General features: G+C 47.1%; 13 protein-coding genes. 10 read left to right on the plus strand and 3 right to left on the minus strand.

Annotated elements, in window-relative coordinates:
• Window positions 1-229: 229 nt before the first annotated feature.
• On the minus strand, window positions 230-4,264 hold the full coding sequence (locus CWM47_RS14025) for a hybrid sensor histidine kinase/response regulator transcription factor (RefSeq protein WP_100988566.1): 4,035 nt from the start codon (window positions 4,262-4,264) through the stop codon (window positions 230-232).
• A 141-nt stretch (window positions 4,265-4,405) separates the two neighbouring features.
• On the opposite strand from CWM47_RS14025, the gene CWM47_RS14030 reads away from it, so the two are divergent.
• The 5 genes from CWM47_RS14030 to CWM47_RS14050 all read left to right on the plus strand — a co-directional run bounded on the left by CWM47_RS14030 (window position 4,406) and on the right by CWM47_RS14050 (window position 9,362).
• Complete coding sequence (locus CWM47_RS14030) at window positions 4,406-4,858, plus strand: SRPBCC family protein (RefSeq protein WP_100988567.1); 453 nt, start codon at window positions 4,406-4,408, stop codon at window positions 4,856-4,858.
• 211 nt (window positions 4,859-5,069) lie between these two features.
• Window positions 5,070-6,314, plus strand: coding sequence for a dicarboxylate/amino acid:cation symporter (locus tag CWM47_RS14035; protein WP_100988568.1), 1,245 nt, complete (start codon window positions 5,070-5,072; stop codon window positions 6,312-6,314).
• Between the two features lie 98 nt (window positions 6,315-6,412).
• Window positions 6,413-6,850, plus strand: a complete 438-nt coding sequence (locus tag CWM47_RS14040) for a chromate transporter (RefSeq protein WP_100988569.1) — start codon at window positions 6,413-6,415, stop codon at window positions 6,848-6,850.
• Window positions 6,851-7,037: 187 nt separating this feature from the next.
• Complete coding sequence (locus CWM47_RS14045; protein ID WP_100988570.1) at window positions 7,038-7,955, plus strand: ABC transporter ATP-binding protein; 918 nt, start codon at window positions 7,038-7,040, stop codon at window positions 7,953-7,955.
• Between the two features lie 81 nt (window positions 7,956-8,036).
• Window positions 8,037-9,362 carry an ABC transporter permease gene (locus CWM47_RS14050; protein WP_100988571.1) on the plus strand — a complete coding sequence of 442 codons (1,326 nt, stop codon included), beginning with the start codon at window positions 8,037-8,039 and terminating at the stop codon, window positions 9,360-9,362.
• Window positions 9,363-9,455: 93 nt separating this feature from the next.
• On the opposite strand, the gene CWM47_RS14055 is transcribed toward CWM47_RS14050, so the two are convergent.
• Both CWM47_RS14055 and CWM47_RS14060 read right to left on the minus strand, forming a co-directional pair.
• Entirely contained in the window at window positions 9,456-12,401 is a 2,946-nt protein-coding gene (locus CWM47_RS14055; protein WP_100988572.1) for a TolB-like translocation protein, read from the minus strand.
• 282 nt (window positions 12,402-12,683) lie between these two features.
• On the minus strand, window positions 12,684-14,114 hold the full coding sequence (locus tag CWM47_RS14060; protein WP_100988573.1) for an aldehyde dehydrogenase family protein: 1,431 nt from the start codon (window positions 14,112-14,114) through the stop codon (window positions 12,684-12,686).
• Window positions 14,115-14,248: 134 nt separating this feature from the next.
• Here CWM47_RS14060 and CWM47_RS14065 point away from each other — a divergent pair, with 134 nt between their 5' ends.
• The 5 genes from CWM47_RS14065 (at window position 14,249) to CWM47_RS14085 (ending at window position 20,209) form a co-directional block, all read left to right on the plus strand.
• Complete coding sequence (locus CWM47_RS14065; RefSeq protein ID WP_100988574.1) at window positions 14,249-15,451, plus strand: helix-turn-helix domain-containing protein; 1,203 nt, start codon at window positions 14,249-14,251, stop codon at window positions 15,449-15,451.
• Window positions 15,452-15,727: 276 nt separating this feature from the next.
• Complete coding sequence (gene truA, locus CWM47_RS14070; RefSeq protein WP_100988575.1) at window positions 15,728-16,486, plus strand: tRNA pseudouridine(38-40) synthase TruA; 759 nt, start codon at window positions 15,728-15,730, stop codon at window positions 16,484-16,486.
• 170 nt (window positions 16,487-16,656) lie between these two features.
• Entirely contained in the window at window positions 16,657-17,259 is a 603-nt protein-coding gene (locus CWM47_RS14075; RefSeq protein WP_100988576.1) for a nucleotidyltransferase family protein, read from the plus strand.
• A 27-nt stretch (window positions 17,260-17,286) separates the two neighbouring features.
• Window positions 17,287-17,862, plus strand: coding sequence for a DinB family protein (locus tag CWM47_RS14080; protein WP_100988577.1), 576 nt, complete (start codon window positions 17,287-17,289; stop codon window positions 17,860-17,862).
• A 25-nt stretch (window positions 17,863-17,887) separates the two neighbouring features.
• Window positions 17,888-20,209 (plus strand): glycoside hydrolase family 65 protein, encoded by a 2,322-nt coding sequence (locus tag CWM47_RS14085; protein WP_100988578.1) that lies wholly within the window; start codon window positions 17,888-17,890, stop codon window positions 20,207-20,209.
• Window positions 20,210-20,312 lie beyond the last annotated feature (103 nt).

Genomic DNA, 20,312 nt, shown 5'->3' on the forward strand with positions numbered 1-20,312 from the left:
TATTAACTTTTCAGATACAGTTGAAATAAACGTAACTGATGCAATACTATGGCCGGTACAATTGTAAGTCTTGCTCTTTCGTAACAAGCGCTATAAAATTTGTAACATCACATGCATAAGATTATTTAAAATACATATGGTTTACTTGTAAGTCGCTAAAGTCTATGGTATTAGGTATTTATTTTTTATTTAAGTAGTCTAAAATGCAAATCCAATGATTTTACGTTAACTATTTTATTAGCTCCTGTCGATGCTGTTCGACATACTCTGACGGGGTCATTAAGTAGTGTTCCTTGAAGACTTTTGAGAAATAGGCTGGTGTGTCAAAGCCTACCCGATCGGCAACTTCAGAGATAGACCCTCCAATTAATAGTAACTCGGCTGCTCGTTTCAAACGAACTACACGAATCAGCTCATTTGGTGTCAGGCCGGTCATCGCTTTTACCTTTCTGTTAAGGTGCATTCGGCTCATGCCAATGGCGCTAGCCAAAGGCTCCACCCCAAACGTTGAATCGTCCAGATGATGTTCGAGGAGCGTATAAATCCGGTTCATGAAATCATCTTCGGGAGCCTCGCTAGTTAGTGGTAGATAGCCCTCGCCCAATAGCTGGGTCCGGTAATAATGACGAACTTGCTGTTGATGCGCCAGCCGGTTTCGAATGCGTCCGCGTAACTCCTCCATTTGAAAAGGTTTCGCCAGGTAATCATCAGCACCTGCCGATAAACCTTCCAATCGACTTTCGGCCGAAATTTTAGCTGTTAATAGCAAGATTGGAATATGGCTGGTAATCGGATTGCTTTTTAGTTGGCGGCAAAGTTCATACCCGTTCATCTCAGGCATAAGGACATCGCTGATGATAAAATCCGGCCCGGTAGTTATAGCGGTTTCAACGCCCGCTTTGCCATTGTTTACTCGTTGCACCCGCCACTCTGTATTCAGGGTCGTAACAACGAAGTCGGCAATGTCATCATCGTCCTCAACCAGCAACACGAATGGCACTTTTTCATCTTTGATGCTATGGTTCGCAGGGAGTAGTTCATATCCCGGCATGGGTAAGGGGAGATTGCCTACAGACGTAGAGATCGTGTCGCGACGTGCCTGTCGGAAGGGAAGTTCAACGGTGAACGTTGTTCCAAGCGTAGGGTTACTTTCTACCGAAATCGTTCCCTGCATCATTTCAACCAGTTCTTTCACCAGGGCCAAGCCAATTCCCGAACCACCAACCGACCTTTCTGTCATTGGGTCCGCCTGATAAAATCGATTAAAGATGTGTACGACCTGATGTTCAGGAATACCCGCCCCTGTATTGTACACCATTATTCGCACGAAATCCGTATTCGTTGAGTTTGATAGAGTTGAGTCGGAGGGCACTACAAACGTTGACACCGTTATCGTTCCGTATTCATTCGTAAACTTCAGCGCGTTTGAAAGTAGATTCGTTAGAATTTTTTCTATCTTATCCGGATCAAACCAGTAAAAAGGTTGGATGAAATTGTGGGACTGCTCCAGCTTAATATGCTTACGCTGAGCTTCTTCCATAAACACAGTTACAGTTCGATTAATAAAATCCGATAAATCGGCGGCCGTGGGGTTTATCGTTAGATTGCCCGCGTCAAGTTTTGCCAGATCGAGTAGCTCGTTTATCAATCGCAGAAGTCGGTTCGCATTTCGATAAATCAGGGATAGCCGGTTATGATAAGGTGAGTCGGCCGAATCATTAAGCACTTGTTCCAGCGGGGTGAGAATCAGGGTTAAAGGCGTGCGAAATTCATGGGTTATGTTCGCGAAAAATCTGGATTTAATCTCATCCAGATGCTTTAATTGAATGGATTCCTGCTCCCGTAGTTCCATCCGACTGGTTAAGCGAATACGATTGATGCGTACTTTAAGAAAAAGGACAATTGCACCAAGCAGGAGTAAAGCATAGCCCATATAAGCCCACCAGGTTGCCCAAAGGGGAGGTGAAATGATGATGCGTAATGAATGGGTATGCGGACTCCATACGCTCGACGTATTAGATGCATTGACAACGAAGGTATACGTGTTGGGTGGGAGATTCGTATAAGTTGCAGTGGATTGATTACCGCTATAAACCCAGTCTTTGTCCAAGCCAACCAGTTTATAGCGGTACTGGTTTTTATGGCTTTGGTTAAACTCAAGAGCAGCAAAATCAATAGACAGGAAGTTCTGCCGATGATCTAAATCAATTTCTACGGTTTCATTAATATCCTCTTGAATAGGTGAACCAGGCGTGGTGGCGTTCACCAGTTGGTTGTTAATACGTAAGGCCGTAAGTGCTACTGTAGGTTTAATGGAGTCTTCCCTAACCTTACGCGGGTCGAATGTGGTATAGCCTCCCGTACCGCCAAAAATGAGCCGTCCATCGGGAAGAGCAACATCATGAAATTGTTTAAATTCTTCATCTGGCAAACCATCATCGGCCATGTAGTTCCGGGCTTCATTGGTGCGCGTATCAAATCGGCAAAGACCGCGGTTGGTACTGAGCCACAAATGACCGTTACCATCTGTTCGAATGGCATAAATTACATTATTGGATACGACCTGACCAACGGTAAATCGCTGAATCTTACCCGTCATTTTATCGAGCCGGCATAGGCCTTCACCGAAGGTGCCAATCCACAAATAATTATAATGGAGAGGGTCCTGAGCCAGACACAGGAGGGCGTCGCCGGGTAGCGTTCGGGCATCATTACCACCACTGTGCCAGTGAATGAGTCGTTTAATGGATAAGTCGGCCCGCAGCAAGCCGTGGTTCTTTGTGGCCAGGTAAACGCGGCCCCCATCAACAACCATGGCCATAATTTCATAGGGGTGGTTAGGTGGTAACGTTAAGGGAAACGCAGTAAAATTTTCCTGGTCCGGATTATACCGAACAACGGCTCGGTTGTGCGGTCCTAATAGTCCCCAAAGTTCACCCTGTGCCCCGGTCGACATGGCCGTCAGGCGAAAATCGCCATTCAGCAACCAGCGGGATTCAATACCTTTGGGCTTAACCGGAGCAAAGGTCTTCTTCGATGTGCTATACTGATACGGAACCTTTTGCGGGGTTGTGATCCAAAGGTTTTTACGCCGGTCGAACTGATAACGCATGTTTGCCGATGACTCCTGCCGAATACTTGCTGGAATAGCATCCAGCGGTACACTATATTGTTGGGTCAGCCAGTCTGTCTGAAAGTTTTGCTGGTAAGGCATAGTCTGAAACGGACGCTTGTTGAGGTCATATTTGATAACCCCATCGCCATTCAGGCCAATCCAAAGCACATTTGTACGGTCAACTAAGATCGATACGGCAGAGAAGCGGCCTAGTTTAGGGGGTTGGTATGTTGCTGTTGAGAGACTTGCACGGTCACTGGGTTCAGAAAGTAAGGACACTAGACCGGTTTGGTCTGTATACCGACTTTGGTTTATATAGTCAACGCCCCGAAAGTCCCTGGCGAAAAGGGGTATATTTGTTTGCGAACCCGGCAACTGTACAACTTGCCGAACACGCCCATCTTGCGAGTCAAAAAGCGCGAAACGTCCTGGAAAACCAAGCATCAAATCACCAGAGGCTCGTTCATGCAACCCATATACTTCATTTTGCGGTAACCCCTGAGCCTGGCGAAAACCGGCAAACTGCCCGGATGCCGGATCAAATTTGAAAAGGCCATCCTGTGCTGCCAGCCAAAGTTGATTAAAACGGTCGAGTAGCAGGGCATGCAGGACACGCTGAACCGTATCACCTTTTATGGCCCAGTGCCGGTGTGAAATTGTACCATTTGCATTCAGCCTGAAAAAGCCGTTCGTTTGTGTTGCCACCCAAACATTGCCTAAGTGGTCGGGTTGAATACCAACAAGCTGATCGCGTCCAAGCGCCCGTTGAAATGGTATGGAATAGGAAATGTGTTTAGCTTGCTCGGTAACCGGATCGAAGGAATCGATATTGTTATTTTCTGTACGAAGCCAAAGGGTATTCTGTTTGTCGTCTTTTATCTCATAAATACTACTGAACGACAGGGTTTTGCTTCGTTGCGGATCGTGAGTGTAAATACGGAAATGAACACCGTCATACCGGCAAAGCCCATCACGTGTTGCCAGCCAGATAAACCCGCGGTTGTCCTGTATCAGGGATTTGACAAATCCCTGGGGGAGGCCATTTCGAACAGTAAGGTACTCCGGATCAGGCGTATCTTCGGCTCGTAAAGGGAAGCTGAAAAGCAACGTTACAAACCAGCAAATCGCCCAGCTTTTAAGGCGATACATGTGTATATCTATCAATTTTCCGATTACGCTTTTATTATGTGTAAAAAACCGTGTTAGTACGTCGCTTTTGGTAAAAGCTTTGGGTTTTTTCCACCATTGTTCGTTTCTTTTACTTTAAGATTTCTTCTATGTTCGCCTGTTATGCATATTTTTCTTGAAACCAAAGTCGATCAATCACTCCCGGCCGTTTGGGCTGGTTTCAATCGTACTCTTTTTGAGCGTCTTAGTCCACCTTTTCCACCGGTGAAGGTTGTACGCTTTGACGGTTGCCTGCAAGGCGATATAGTCCACTTGCAATTAAATTTTCTCCTCTTTCGTCAGGATTGGATCAGTCGAATTATTGATCAGCAAACCAGCGTAGAAGAAATTTTCTTTGTCGATAAAGGCATTAAGCTGCCTTTTTTCCTAACCTACTGGCAACATCATCATCGGCTTCAACGTTCGTTTGACGACTCTTCCGATAAAACGATAGTCATTGATGATATTACGTTCAAAACACCATTTTTATTGACAGATTACCTACTATATCCTATTCTATGGATACAGTTTGCCTATAGAAAGCCCATCTATCGACGTATGTTCCAGAGTTCATAATTTAGGTAATGTGTTAACATAATTTGTTAATTGTGTCGCATGATGAATTACGGCTATCGAATTTACAAATAATAGTTACTCTTCACATAAGTTTTCTTGTAAAGGTTGTTAATCTGAAGGTCTGTTCAGAAAATCCCATCATAAACCTACTTTCTGAACTGCTCAGATTCCTTTACATTTGTCTATGAGGGTTCTTCTTTAATCTTACTGCATGAAACTACCTAATCTAACGACGCGTATTTTTCTGGGCCTGGTAATCGGTATTGCCATTGGTTATTTTTTTCCGGCTACTACTTCAGGGTTTTCGGGTACCGATCTTAATATCTTATCCAAGGTTTTTCTGAGGCTGATCAAAATGATTATCGGGCCTCTGGTTTTTGCGACGCTGGTTGTAGGTATAGCGAAACTTGGTGATTTTAAAGTAGTTGGCCGAATCGGCCTGAAAACGCTGGGCTACTTTTACTTCGCTACTATCCTGTCGCTGTTGGTGGGTTTACTGGTGGTAAATATTATGAGACCAGGCGAGGTGATGCAGCTTAAATTACCCGCTAAAGGTACTGATGTGGGCATTGAGACCACAAAATTGTCATTCGAGACCTTTATCACGCATATTTTCCCAACCAGTTTTGCCGAATCTCTGGCCAATAATGAGATCCTGCAAATTGTGGTATTTAGTATCTTCTTTGGTATTGCCGTAGGGTCTATAGGGCCCAAGGGTAAAGTTATGATTACGGCGCTGGATGCTCTTTCGCATGTCATGTTTAAAGTTACTAGCTATGTAATGGGCTTTGCGCCTTTCGGTGTTTTGGGCGCCATTGCGGCTGTTGTAGCGCAACAGGGCTTAAGTATCCTGGCGGGCTACGCCTACCTTATTTTGTGTTTCTTTGTCGGCCTGTTTTTCTTTTTATTCGTGGTCCTGTGGGTCATCTGTCTAGTTGCCGGTATTCCCTATTTCAAATTATTAGCCGTCATTAAAACGCCAGCGCTGTTATCATTCAGTACGGCAAGTTCGGAGGCTTCGTTTCCGCAAACAATTGAAGCGTTACGGAAATTTGGCTGTTCGGAGCGGATCATATCATTTGTCCTGCCCCTGGGATATTCATTCAACCTGGATGGTTCGATGTTATACATGACATTTGCAACGGCATTTATTGCCCAGGCTTACGGCATTCATTTGTCCATTGAGCAGCAAATTGCCATGATGCTGACGTTAATGATCACTTCTAAAGGGATTGCGGGTGTGCCTCGGGCGTCGCTGGTGGTTATTGCCGGAACCATGTCGATGTTCAACTTACCCATCGAAGGACTTGCCTTATTGTTGGGTATTGACCAGATTCTGGATATGGGCCGCTCGGCAACGAGTGTGGCGGGTAATGCAGTGGCAACCTGTGTTATTTCAAAATGGGAGGGTGAGTTTATGACACAGCCTATTGAAACAGATGAGGTTGCTGTTTAAAAAATCGTTGGGCTTTATGTAGGTTGTTCGAAGGAACGTGTAAATTCAGGCAGTTGAAAATCAACCATTCATCTCTTTTACCTAAACTTTTTCTGATAATGGCCCAACCTGCCGTGCTGGAAGCCGAACTGGCTCCATATTTTACTACAAAAGCCCCTTTTCAGTTTCCTTACAACTTCCGGGAAGGTTTTGTGAAGTACTGGCCTATCGTATCGCTTGTACTATTGGTGTTAACCATACCGGCGATCCTAGTCTTTTTAGGGATAGGTGTAGCGTTTATGCCTGTTTCATTCATGGAAGGAGCAAACCTCGGTTTTGCATATTCCATTGGTATGGTTATCAACATTGCTCGATTGGTGCTGGGTATTATGGCACTACCCGGCTTATTCAACCGGAAGCGACAAGGTTGGGTATTTGCCTATTACGCCCAAATTCTGAGTGTAGTCGTCAGTATTTTTTCATTTAGTCTGATTGGGATCATTCTGGCACTCTTATTTCTGATGCTGCTTTTTCAAGTTCGGGAATATTATAACTAAATATAGCTTGACAAATCATAAAAAAGGCCACAACCCGCTCAGGTTGTGGCCTTTTTTATAACCGTTTGTACGGCCTGTTGACAGTTCATCCGTATATTGATTGCCATTGCCTGAGCGAAAACCGTAGATTGGTGCGATCAACCCAGGTACAAACACATATACTCCCTAAACTAACTGAATATCGTTGATGAATAACATCCTCGAAACCCACCACATTGTTAAACAATATGCTGAACATCGAGCCCTGGACGACGTGAGTCTTTCTGTGCCGAAAGGGTGTATTTTTGGCCTTCTTGGCCCAAATGGGGCTGGTAAAACCTCCCTCATCAGGATTATCAACCAGATTACAGCACCCGATTCCGGGGAGGTGATCCTAGATGGCGAGCGGCTGAATCCAAGCCACATTAAGCGGATCGGCTATTTGCCCGAAGAGCGGGGGCTTTATAAGAAAATGAAAGTTGGCGAACAATTGCTTTACCTGGCTCAGCTTAAAGGACTGAGTGAAAAGCAGGCAATGGATAAGCTGAAGATCTGGTTCATTAAGTTCGACATTAAAGCCTGGTGGAACAAAAACGTAGAAGACCTTTCTAAAGGAATGCAGCAAAAGGTGCAGTTCGTTGCAACGGTTATGCACGAACCCGACCTGATTATTCTGGACGAACCCTTCTCTGGCTTTGATCCCATTAATGCCAATCTTATTAAAGACGAGATTCTGGAGCTGCGCGATAAAGGCAAGACGATTATCTTTTCAACGCACCGCATGGAGTCCGTTGAGGAATTGTGCGACAATATTGCCCTTATTAACCGGGCGCACAAAGTGCTCGACGGACCAAAACGGGCTATTAAAGAACAGTTTAAAACACACACCTATCACGTTGAATACCAGGGCGAACTCGAAACACTTCCAACCGCCTTCGACGTGATCAATACGCGCCCAACCGACGATGGTTTCCTGCGGGCCGACATCAGGATTCCACCTGATGCCGCAGTCAATGACCTTATCCGATACCTTCTCGACCGGGTCGACGTCCGGTCATTTGGCGAGAATATACCCAGCATGAACGACATTTTTATTCAGGCAGTTGGCGAGGTGCCAACAACCTAACATCGACCTTTTTGGTCGTGTGTGTCTACCTACGATTCATTTTACAGCTTACTCCACCGACCGGTACGGTCGGTTCTACAGATGCATACAATTTTTCTCATCATCAAGCGCGAGTACATGGTTCGGGTGCGCAAGAAGTCGTTCATCATCATGACGATTTTAGGACCATTATTGATTTTTGGCTTTTACGCCATTATTGGTTGGGCGGCTGTCAGCTCGATCAACCAGAAGAAAATTGCGGTTATCGACCAGAGCGGTCGGTTTGTTGACCAGTTTAAAAACGACGATGAAACGGTCTTTTCGTACCCGAAACAGTCGCTTGCTGTAGCCAAAAAGGCATTTGTCAAGCAGGGGTATGATGCGCTGGTGTTCATTCCACAAAATGTGATCGAAGAGCCGAAAACGGTTCAGATTTTCTCGGAGAAAAGCGTTAGCCTATCGCTGCAAAGCAACATCGAGCGGGCTATTTCCAAAGAGATCGAAACCATTAAGCTAGAGCAGGCGGGTATTACCCAGAAGGTAATTCAGGATGCCAAAGTGAATGTCGATGCCCAAACGATTAGCATGAGCGACGATGGCGAAAAGAGCAACAACGGCATAGCAACGACCATTATCAGTGGATTCTGTGCTTTGTTAATCTACATCTCAGTGCTCATTTACGGCACGCAGGTGATGCGGGGCGTAATGGAAGAAAAAACCAATCGCATTGTCGAGGTAATTATCTCGTCGGTGAAACCCTTTCAATTAATGCTTGGTAAGATCATCGGTGTTGCGCTGGTTGGTCTGACTCAGTTCATGCTTTGGATTATACTGACAGTTGGCCTTATGACGATAGGCTCCAAAATTATCGGACAGCCTAAAGAAACGGCTCAATCACAAATGGCAGCCCGCATGAATGGTATGCCCGGAGGTCAGGAAGTGCAGAGCAAGATGGCCACGGCTAAAAACCCGGTTGCCGACGTAATGGCAGCTATCGAGACGCTCAATTTGCCCTTGATCGTTAGCTGTTTTCTATTCTATTTTTTAGGCGGTTATTTGCTATACAGTGCCCTTTTTGGGGCTGTGGGCGCGGCTGTCGACAACGAGACCGAGACGCAGCAATTCATGTTTCCGATCATGATGCCAATCATTGCTGCTATCGCCTTCGCTCAAATCGCCGTTCGCGACCCCGATGGTCCTCTGGCATTCTGGACATCAATTATCCCGTTTACATCACCCGTTGTGATGATGGTCAGAATTCCATTTGGTGTACCTGTTTGGGAGTTAGCCCTGTCGATGATTCTGTTAGTATTAGGATTCGTTGGCACCACGTGGCTAGCCGCCCGCATTTACCGCGTCGGTATCCTGATGTATGGCAAAAAGGTATCTTTCAAAGAGCTGTCAAAGTGGGTGTTTTATAAGGGATAATTTGTAATGAAGAATGAATAGTGAAGAATGAATAATAGACTATTTGTGTATTATTATTCACTATTCATTCTTCATTATAATTTTTACATTATTTTAAAACCCTATATCGATTACCAGGGGTTGAACCAGCCATTGGCCGGTTGTTAGATTATAGATGGTTCGGAAACCAGCCTCGAATGGAGTCCGCAGGCGAAGAGTGTTGAAAACAAACGATACATCGAGACCGGTTGTCTGATACGTACGGTGTTGGGTTTCATAGCCGCGTAATCGATTGTACACATCACGGACTTCAAGCAGTGATTGTCCGTTTGCCGCATCATAGAAGCCACCGGCTTTGATCCGTTGCACATATAGCCAGCGTCCCAACGTCCAATGGGTGTCGGCAATAGGTAGCCGGTATTCTATGCTGCCCGCTCTTATCTGATCGTCGCTAATATAGAGTTGCCCACGCGGATAAAAGACAATCGGGCTGAAGCGATAAGTACCCCTTGCCTGTTCCTGGTAGCCCGCACGCAGCCGTAGCGAATGGTGTTTGGCTAAACCCGGGAAAAATAAGTTCGCCTGAACGCCCCATTGCTCACCCGTTAATTTTCCGCCAAAGGGCGTTGTTCGGTAATTAGCCGAAAGGGTTTGTCCCCAACGTGGAGCCACATCTCGTTTACTCTGACGGAGCAATCGGGAATAACTAAACCCATAGGTCAGCGCATTAAGCGATCCGGCAGAACCTACTTCAGTAACGTACCGGAAGGGTAAGTCGTAGCCCGTTACGTGCAGGTAATTATAATAGGCCGACAGGTTAATTCCCTGACTATATTTAGAATTGGTTAGTTCGAGTGGTAAACGAAACCCCGCCGTTAGCTGGTCATATTGCCACCGATCGGTACGCAGACTATCAACGGGTTCTATTCGGTCGATGTACAGGGAGGTTCGGCGGCTTCCGTGCTGAAAGCTTAGGTCGATAATCGGGTAAAGTCCCTGATAGCTTACTATGGCGTAGGCATTTCCGGCCTGTTCGGCCTGATTGTAGGTATAGCCCACACCAATTTGAGTGGTGCTCAATAAGTCCTGCGAACTAACTCCTACCGACAATGCCTGACCTGTGCTCCCAAGAACCGGCCCCCAGCTATATACATTCACCGCATTAGCCAAGCGCCGAAAGCGGGTGGGCGGGTAAGCCTTTGCACTTGAATCGGTCAGCCAGGCCCGACTTAAAATCAGACGACCCTGAGCCCCCCCCGGTTCTACATTAGCCAATGAGTCGAAATTTCGAGCGGGCGATTGGCTGGCGGGTTCAGAGACAGGTTTCCAGTCGGTAGCAGTCAATGGCATGTCTGAAATTCGGTAGCCCGTTGCCGAAAAATCCTCGAAGGCCAGCCGTGATCCCGATGGCGAAATGCTTGCATGGTAAGCCGCCAACGGTCGCGATGTAACCTGAAACACTTTTTTTGACTGGAGGTCTACGGCATAAATATTGTCGATGCCTGAGCGGGGAGAATTATACAGCACATAATTTCCCCAGGGCTGTGGGTGGCTGATATTTTCATTGGTTCTTGGTAGTAAATCGAGGTGCGTATTTGATTCGCTATCAATAGACTGTAAGGTCTTCTTTCCGTCTTTAAGGGCTACTGTAATGATGGTTTTGTTGTCGTCTTTCCAGCGCGGATGCTGGTAAAAGGCGTTCTCTGGATTGACAATTGTTTTTTGAATGCGGCCCGTTTTGGCGTCGAGAACCAGCAAATGAATTTTGTAACGGTCGGTATTTTCAACCACGACCAGCTTCGTGTTATCGGGCGAGAGCGCAACTGCCGTAAAGCGGGCCCGGTGGGTTAGCCGCGTGAGTTTTCTGGATTTTAGATCGAGCAGTCGGATGTTGGAATAAATACGCTGTCCCCAGCGTGGATCATAACCAAACTCAATCCAACACGCTTTAGTCGCTGTGGCCGACAATAGGGTAGGGTCATTTGGGAAACCCTGAACAAATACTTTTTTCTCTCGTCCATTTTTATCCAGAATAACAAGACGGGGCGTATCGCCAAGACCGCTTTTAACGCAAATAACAGTAGAGTCGGTCAGGAATTGCGGGTACCGGTAATTCGTGAATACAGGTCGTTTTGCTAGCTGTTTTTCTGCAATTACCGGAAACGTCGCAGCCGGTGTCAACACTAAACCCTCCTGTTGTTTTTGCCACGTTTTAACCAGATCGTTTATCGTTTTTTGATACAGGTCTTCTACACTAAGCCCGGTTTCATCCCTGATACTGGCCGAGAACGCAAACGGCCAGGGGAAGCGATGATAGTTCCGGTTTAATACCCGGCTCCAGACATCAGAGCCATGAGTTCGTTTGAGGTAAGTTGTTAGAAAATAGCCCAATACATAGTGATTTGGTACATTGTCGCGGTAAGATCCACCAACGGATTTTGGGTAGTCGAACCGTTTTCCGGCGAGGAGATTCGCCCGCATACCGAGGTCGAAATTAGGAATCCGCCCGCGACCACTTGTGCTCAGGAGGGTTTCGTTACTAACGGCGTCGCCTTCGGCAAACCAGTCGGGCACGGTTGCCAGAGTCAGTCCCAAACCTGTGTTTCCAAGAATCGAATAAAGCGTGCGTCCATATCCCTGAAGGGCTTTTTCATTTTGAACAACGTGCCGGTATTCATGAACAGACAACAGATCGAGCCAGTCGAGGGTGCCAAGCAAACCGGGGTCCTGCGGGGCAACCGCAAAAAACTCCGACCGTCGTGGAAAAAGCGAAACAAACCCATTACTATTTGTTGTCTGGTTCTGAAGCAAAACCGAAATAGGTCGGGGCTGTACTTGAAGCGATGCAGTGGTTGGTTCATACAAGCTTTCGAGCCGGTTCGCCGTTTGCTGGGCTGTGGAGTCCAATCCGTTGGGATACAGGACCTGAAAGTGGGGCGTTTTCAGTCGATACCAGTGCAATCGGGTTGGGTTCTGGTCGAGTACGGGTAGGGTTTGTGTAAGGGCTCTAAAACCGGCCAATACCAATAAAATTGTCAGGAGGGGAAGTCGTCGTACCATCTGGTTTCAATGTACGAGATTTTAACGAAAAAAAGCCCCGCGTGTTTAAGGCAGGGCGTTAACGTAGCGCGGCTGTAAAGCCGCGTGAATCTATCCTAAGGTATAAGTACCTAAGCAAAATTTTAACCACAGAGGCACAGAGAGCACAGAGCTTCAATTGGTTTATTATCAGGCCATTGAAGCTCTGTGCTCTCTGTGCCTCTGTGGTTAAAAATTTTGCTTAAGTCGGTATGTCAAATCATGCGTAACGCAAACTACGCGGCTGGAAAACCGCGCTACTTGCTACAAATACTTCACAACAAAGTTTATTAACTTCTTTACCTTATCTGTGTAAGGTGGGTAAATGAATTTCATGGTGCCGAAATCGCGCTGCATTACGCCCCGCTGGTTGGAAAATTCCTGAAAACTGAAGAAGCCATTTGATTTGCCCAATCCACTATTGTTAACCCCACCAAAAGGTAGCTCGACATTACCGAATTGTAATAGGGTGTCGTTTATGACCGTATCACCAGCGGAGGTACGATCCAGAATATACTGCGTTGTTTTCCGATTGCGGCTGTGAATATAGAGCGCCAGCGGCTTCTCGCGTTGGTTGATTATGCGTAGCGCATCGTCCAGATTGGCGTACGTTAATACCGGCAGCACCGGGCCAAAAATCTCCTCCTGCATAACCAGCATATCGTCTGTCACATCTTCGAGAACGGTGGGCTCAACGAAGTTTGTTTCGGCGTTCATTTTGCCGCCATGTGTAATCGTTGCCCCCTTGCTAACCGCATCGTCCACTAACTCCCGAAGCCGATTGAAATGGCGGTTATTTACGATACGGGCATAACTGTCCGATGCTTCAACCGGCTTGCCGTCGGGGCTGTACATCGCCACTATCGTGTCGCGAAAGGCCTGCATAAACGGTTGTTTAACAGATTGATGGACAAGTAGATAGTCAGGAGCAATACAGGTTTGTCCATTGTTGAGGCACTTGCCCCAGGCCAGTTGTCCGGCAGCTTGTTTTATATCAACCGATTCATCGACGATAGCGGGCGACTTACCGCCTAATTCCAGCGTTACGGATGCCAGATGTTTGGCGGCCGCCGTCATAACAACTCGCCCCACGCCGGGGCTTCCGGTAAAGAATATATGATTGAACGGGAGGTCGAGCAACGCTTTTGATACCTCAGCATCGCCTTCAAAAACGGCCACCTCGTTGGCTGGAAACAATTCCGTAATCATCCGTTTTATCAGACTGGCTGTGTGCGGAGTCATTTCTGATGGTTTTAAAATGGCCACATTGCCAGCCGCAATGGCTGATACCAACGGACGAATTGCCAGGACAAACGGATAATTCCAGGGCGAGATAATGAGCACGTTTCCTTTGGGCTCATGAAGCAAACGGCTTTTTGTACCAATCAGCGACAGCGGTGTTGGCAATTGCTGGGGTGTCATCCAGACCTTCAAGTGCTTGATGGTGTGCTTGATTTCGGCGTTTAAGGCCATCAATTCACCTAACATCACTTCTGCAGATGGCTTACGGAAATCATCATACATGGCTCGCTGAATATCACCTTCGTGCGCATTTACCCAGGACTGGATACGGCGAATACGCTCGATACGCTGATCCGCCGTGGTCAATGCCAACTGAGGAGCATACCGGCGTTGGGAATCAAACGTTTCCCGCAGATCGTCGCGCAGGTCAGTTTCAGAGAGTAGGGGAGTCATGATAGAACGATTCGTCTGTAAACAAGTCAAAAGTATGTGCTAAAAATACAAAAAAGTAGCAGGAAAGGCCGTTATTGGCATTTAAAAAACGAAACGATTATCTTAGCTGAAACTTTAGCAAACCCTAAATCTGGATGACGCTCGTCAGTGACAACATCCGCTACCTGCGCAAACTGAATGGTCTGACGCAGGAGCAATTTTCTCGAAAAATTAATATAAAGCGTTCGTTATTAGGTGCTTATGAAGAAGGTCGCGCTAATCCGAATGGGCAAAATATTCAAACCATAGCGAAAGCGTTCAACACAACCGTTGAACTGCTGACACGACAGGATCTCCGTAAGCTTCGCGAAACGCCAAATCTCAGCATCCCGCTGGGTCAGCCAACGAAAGCCGGTGAGTCACATTCGCCAACAATTCGAACCGATGGCAAGGTAGATCCAGATGAGGACGATCCGTTTCAGCATCCCGATTTCCCGGACATATTTGCCCAGCCTTCGGCCCCCGTTCCCGAACCTCAACCGCTTTCATCGGTACTGAACAAGTATTATCGAACGCAGGATGAAAATCGGCCTGCGCCTGCTCCGCCGGTCATTACGCCCCCGGTGCGGCCAAACCAAGGCGTGAACGAACGGTCTCAGCCAACGGCTTTTAAGACGGAACCAGCTGCCTATCAGTCGCCCGATCGCGGTCGATCGTCGCTGGATGAGCTATTTAATTCGCAACCCGAACCTCGTTTGGCTCCACCAGTAACGCCATCCGCCACGGGTCATCTGGCAGAGACATTGACGTTCAACAATGTATATGAAGGAGCGACAACATCGCCCCGGCAAAACTCAATGGCCCAGCCTGTTGCCCCAACGATTCCGGTGGTGATGCAACGGCAGTTTGCCGAGTATAATCAACGGTATCAACAGGCGGAGTTTATTCATCGACTTCCGGCCATGCATTTGCCAACCCTGCCCGAAGGGCATTACCGGTCGTTTGAAGCCGGGGCTGATTTTGTTTTTCCTGGGGCTTTGCTGGTAGGAAAGTTCATCAGAAACTGGTTCGACATTGCTGATGGTAAACTATATGTTCTGCTTATTCAGCCGCAGCGATCCGACGCTGGAACGGGAATCTGTTGCCGCCGGGTCTATAATCAGGTAAAAGTGAAGGGAACGCTTCTGCTTACCGCCGACCGGGCCGATATTCCTAACCGGGAAGTTGCGTTAAAAGACGTTCTGGAAGTGTGGGAGGTGACGGCCTTCGTTAGCCAGCAACTACCTCCGCCAGTACCCAATACAGATAGACTCAAGCAATTGGTCGATGAACTTCGATTTGAAGTTGAACGATTGTAATTCGTTGCGTTGCAAGAGTATATGACTGCCGTTATATCAGGATTTCAGATAATTATCTGAATATGAAAACTCTTTCAATTATAAAAAGTTAGGTCAGATACGATCAGGTGATAGGTAGACTACAAGATCAGATAAATTTCCTGTTTATACTTATTTCTTTTAAAGGTTTTCGTTCCTTTCTCTTTTTAAAAGGGGGCTTTGGATGCAGGTGTTTTCCTGAAGCCAGAGCCCCTAACCGTTTTTGACTGAGCGATAAACCCTACTTTTGCGCTTATTATGCGCTATTTTCTTCAACTGGCATACAAAGGCACAGCTTATCATGGCTGGCAACGACAGCCTAACGGCCTGAGTGTTCAGGAAGTACTCGAAACTGCCCTGTCAACAGTACTGCGGCAACCCATCGCCATTGTTGGCAGTGGACGTACCGATGCAGGAGTTCATGCGGGCGAGCAGTTTGCTCATTTTGACTTGGACACCCCACTGCCCGACAATTTACTTCGGTCGATAAACAGCATGATTCCGGCGGATATTGCTGTGTATGATTGTTTCCCCGTTCGGGCCGACGACCACGCCCGATTTACGGCTACTTCCCGCTATTATCAGTACCATATCAGTAGGCAGAAAGACCCATTTCGAGATGGTCTGGTCTATGTATTTACACTGCCTCTATCGGTTGAGCGGATGAACGAAGCCGCTAATCAACTACTTCATCATACTGATTTTGAGAGTTTTAGTAAAGTAAAGACCGACGTTAAGACATTCAATTGCCAGATTGAACACGCCTACTGGGAGCAAAAGCCAACGGGCGATTTAGTCTTTCACATCAAAGCCAACCGGTTTTTGCATGGTATGGTGCGGGCCATTGTTGGTACTTTGCTCGCAGTAGGGCAAGGGCGTTTAAGCGTTGATGACTTTAATCTGATTATTCTGGATCGTGATCGTAGGCGCGCAGGCCGGGCAGCTCCATCCGAAGGCCTATCATTGGTTGAGGTTAGTTATCCGGTGGAGGTTTTTGCCCAACGGAAACAACGCTAGTTCGCCATCATGCAGGTATTTTATGTGCAAAAAGAGGCTCATCAATGCTGGACTAGCTAAATGAGAGTGGTAAACCAGTACGATAGGTTTTTAGGCCGCTCGCATATTCTTTGCTAACCAAACCCGTCTTTTGCACTTTATCTAGTATCTTCCAACAAAAAAGTCTTCCCTTGAAAATCGGAACTATCATCTTAGCCGCTGGCGATTCATCCCGTATGGGTGGTGAACCCAAGCAGTTAATAAACTATAAAGGCCAGTCGCTTTTGCGTCGGGTAACAGAAAGCGCATTGGCGTTACAACGCGGCCCGGTTGTTGTGGTTTTAGGGGCAAATCGTATGGAGATTGTTCCTGAGCTAAGCGATTTGCCTATAACGCTGGTCGATAATCCGCGCTGGCCAACCGGGCAAGCTTCTTCATTGAAAACGGGACTGGCCGCTTTATACCTGACGCATAAAGACATTGAATTTGTCCTGGTTCTGCACGTCGATCAGCCGCTTGTGTCGCTTGGTTTGCTGTTGCACATGCTCGATGTACAAATGGAGCAGGGTAAAGGGATCGTTGCCTGTCGATATGATACCCAGCTCAGCGTTCCTGCACTTTTTCACCGGGACTATATCACCGAACTGCTACAACTGGAAGGTGATAAAGGGGTTAAATGGGTAATTGTCAAACATAGAAATGACTGCTCTGAAGTTCCTTTTGAAGCCGGCGCTATTGATCTGGACTCAAAACGCGACCTGGAATTATTTCAACAGGTGAGTATGGAGTTATAGATTTGCGACCCTTGCGTTTAAAGAATCATGCAAAAATTCGGTACATCTCAGGACCTTCAGGTGCGTATCAGGGCTGTTCTCGATACGGTTGATCGGGAGTTTTCGTCCCTTACCGATGAGCAGCTTCGCTGGAAACCCGCGCCCGACAAATGGAGTATTGTCGAGTGTTTGCAGCACTTGAATTTGGCCGAACGCTTCTATATCCGTAATATTCAGCACAAAGTTGATGCGTTAGGGTTTATACAAACTGCCCCAGTTGATCAGTCGCTCGAAAGCGATTGGATAGGTAAAGCGTTTTTATATGTCGTTGACCCACAGATAAAAATCAAAGTGCCGGCACCGGGTACGGTACGCCCCCGCTCAGCCTCCGACCTGTTGCCCGCTGATGTCATGACGCAGTTTGTTGATCTTCAAACGTTGTTACATACGCTGTTGGACAAAGCCGTTTATCTGGACTGGAATCAGGAGAAAGTCATGTCGTTGTTTGGTAACTGGCTAAAAATAAGAGTAGGTGATGCCATCAGAATGCTGGTGGCCCACACAGAAAGGCACATGAAGCAGGCCATGCGTGTGAAAGTTGAAATGGATACCTTTGTTAGATAGGATACGTATACACTAGTTGATTTGAATGAAAAATTATATTACTCAGGACGCCTGGAATATTATTGAAGAAGGATTCCATCGTGATTTTAATGAAATTACCGAAAGTGTGATGTCGATTGGCAATGGCCGACTTGGACAACGAGGTAATTTTGAAGAGAAGTTTACCGGTAAATCCTTACCGGGAAATTACGTTGCCGGGGTTTATTATCCCGATAAAACCCGCGTGGGCTGGTGGAAAAATGGGTATCCCGAATACTTCGCCAAAGTGCTGAATGCTGCCAACTGGATTGGTATCGACATTGATATTGATTACGAATCGCTTGACCTGAACCATTGCGAAGTACGCGACTTTCGGCGGGTGTTAAATATGCAGGAGGGCTACCTCGAACGCTCCTTCGTGGCCATACTCAAAACGGGAAAAGAGATACAGGTAAACTCCCGGCGGTTTTGCTCCATCGTCGATGATGAAGCGGGAGCTATTCGCTACGCCATCAAACCGTTGAATTTTGACGCTAAAATTACCATAACGCCTTACATAAATGGCGACATTCGGAACCGCGACGCGAACTATGACGAGACGTTCTGGGATGAGGTACGAAAGGAAACGGGCTACGGCGAAGCCTTCATCGAACTTCGTACCCGCAAAACCGGCTTTCACGTTGCTACGGGGATGTGCGTTGAAATTGAGCAGGATGGCGTAAAGGTCGATTACCAGTCGCAGCCGATTAAGTATGAAAAATATGTAGCAAATCGCATATCGCTCGACTGTCGGAAAAATCAGGAAACAGTGGTGTATAAATACGCCGTAAACCTGTCGTCGCTGAATTACGACCCGGATACCATCATCAAAGATGCTCATCAGTACATCCAGCGGATCACCCGAAAGGGCTACGAGAAGATGCTGTTTGAACAGAAACAGGCATGGGCCGATAAGTGGAAAACGAACGACATCATCATTGAGGGCGATATAGCGGCTCAGCAGGGCATCCGGTTCAATATTTTTCAGATGAACCAAACCTATACCGGTGAAGATGAACGATTGAATATCGGGCCAAAGGGCTTCACGGGCGAGAAATACGGCGGGTCGACCTACTGGGATACCGAAGCCTATTGCCTACCGTTCTACCTCGCTACCGCCGATCAGAAAGTAGCAAAAAATCTGCTGGTTTACCGATACAAACAACTCGGGAAAGCCATCGAAAACGCGCAGAAGCTAGGTTTCAGGGCTGGTGCTGCCCTGTATCCAATGGTGACCATGAATGGCGAAGAGTGCCATAACGAGTGGGAGATCACCTTTGAGGAAATTCACCGGAACGGCGCCATCGCCTATGCCATTTACGACTATGTTCGCTATACTGCCGACGAGCAGTATCTGGTCGAGTATGGACTGGAAGTACTCATTGCCATCAGCCGTTTCTGGAGCCAGCGTGTCAACTGGTCGAAGGCGAAAGAGCAGTATGTGATGTTGGGTGTGACAGGGCCTAACGAGTACGAAAACAACGTCAATAATAACTGGTACACCAACTATATTGCTGCCTGGACGCTTCGGTACACCATCGAAGCCGTAGCCAAAGTGAAGGCGCTGGATCCCGAAAAATATGCCGACCTGATTGACCGGATTCACTTCCGCGAAGAGAAAGAGCTGGCAACCGCCCGGCAGATTGTTGAGAAAATGTACCTGCCTGCCGATGCCGAAAAAGGTGTTTTCCTACAACAGGAAGGCTTTCTGGATAAAGACCTGATGCCCGTTTCTGATATTCCGAAAGGGCAGCGGCCTATCAACCAGAACTGGTCGTGGGATCGGATACTGCGGTCATGCTTTATCAAACAGGCCGACGTATTGCAGGGCTTGTATTTCTTTGAAGACGAGTTCGATACAGAAACGCTCAAGCGAAATTTCGACTTTTATGAACCCATGACCGTTCACGAATCGTCGCTTTCGCCCTGCGTTCACTCCATTCAGGCGTCGAAATTAGGCATGAAAGAAAAGGCCTACGAGATGTATCTACGCACTGCCCGGCTCGACCTCGACGACTACAATAACGACACCGAAGACGGGTGCCACATTACGAGTATGGCAGGCACCTGGCTGGCCGTTGTGAAAGGTTTTGGGGGCTTCCGTATTGAAAACGACCGGGTAATTCTCAATCCCTATTGCCCGGATAACTGGCAGTCGCTGGCATTCAAGATTCGTTTCCGGGGGGCGTTGCTACAGGTAACAACTACGCAACAGGACGTAACGGTACAAAATTATTCGGCGCAGCCCGTTACAATTAGCGTGCTTGGCAAGGACGTGACGGTCAAAGGCGAGAGTCAGAAAACGGTGAATGTGAAGGCAATCGCATAAAGTAAATGTTGGTTGTAACTTACAGCACACATAAAAGCCTCGAATTGTGGTTTATAGCCATGATTCGAGCTTTTGCTTTTAGGGACTGCCTGAATCGATCGGC

This window comes from Spirosoma pollinicola (genome assembly GCF_002831565.1).
GTDB classification, from domain to species: Bacteria; Bacteroidota; Bacteroidia; order Cytophagales; family Spirosomataceae; genus Spirosoma; species Spirosoma pollinicola.